General features: G+C 48.8%; 1 protein-coding gene. It reads left to right on the top strand.

Annotated elements, in window-relative coordinates; genetic code table 11:
* A partial coding sequence (gene hemH, locus JIN87_RS27945) for a ferrochelatase (RefSeq protein ID WP_234033683.1) occupies window positions 1-1,121 on the top strand: 1,121 nt, incomplete at its 5' end.
* Window positions 1,122-1,127: the final 6 nt, after the last annotated feature.

Below are 1,127 nucleotides of genomic sequence, written 5' to 3'. Positions count from 1 at the left end.
GGCCGCTTCCCATACCAAAAAAACTCACCCTTCCCAGCAACTTTGTTGATGACCCGTTCGTCTCTCGCCTTATAAACCAGCCACAAATGAGCGAAAACGCAGTACTTCTCGTAAATCTCGGTTCACCGGACTCAACATCAGTTCCGGACGTCAAACGCTATCTCCGCGAATTCCTTTCAGATGACCGGGTAATCGACTCACCAAAGCTCATCCAACAATTCGTACTGAATTGCTTCATACTTCCATCCCGCCCAAAACAATCCGCAGAAGCATACTCAAAGGTTTGGACCGATGAAGGTTCACCTCTAATTGTCACCAGTAAAAACTTACAAAAGCTCCTACAGGGTAAGATTGAGCCAAAGGTCGAGCTCGCAATGCGTTATGGCAGCCCTTCGATTCCCGATGCTATCGAACGCATGAAATCGGAGGGAGTTAAAAACGTTTTCCTCGTACCACTCTACCCACACTACGCGATGTCCAGCTTCGAAACCGTAGTAGTTAAGGTCATGGAGGAAGTAGCAGAGAATGCCCCCGATATGAAGGTTACCACGCTGCAACCATTCTATAGCGACCCTTCCTACATCGAGGCTCTATACAAAAGCGCGAAACCGTATCTCGATAACGAATACGACCACCTTCTTTTCTCCTACCACGGAATCCCAGAAAGGCATCTAAACAAAGCGGACTCAACTAAAGCGCACTGCAACGTTGTAAAGGACTGTTGCACGACCTGCAACCCGGCACACAGCACCTGCTACAAGCACCAAGTCACGAAGACCACAGAACTTTTCGTAAAACGAGCCGGAATTCCGGAAGATAAGTATTCAATTTCTTTTCAATCACGGCTCGGCCGAGAACCTTGGCTTACTCCTTACACTGACAAAGTTCTGGAAGAGCTACCAGCTGAAGGAAAAAAGAAGTTAGTGATCATGACTCCCGCCTTTGTCTCCGATTGCCTAGAAACCCTCGAGGAAATCGCAATGGAAGGAAAGGAAGAGTTCTTGGAAGCAGGCGGCGAGGAGTTCACCGCAGTCCCTTGCATGAACGAACATCCAGCATGGGTTCAGTTCCTGGCAGACAAGGCGGAAAATTGGTTGAAGTCTAGTAGCGCGGTGCTTTAGCCCGCG

The sequence above is a fragment of the Pelagicoccus mobilis genome (assembly GCF_016595505.1).
GTDB lineage: Bacteria > Verrucomicrobiota > Verrucomicrobiia > Opitutales > Opitutaceae > Pelagicoccus > Pelagicoccus mobilis.
This window is presented reverse-complemented; position numbering and strand designations above follow the sequence as displayed.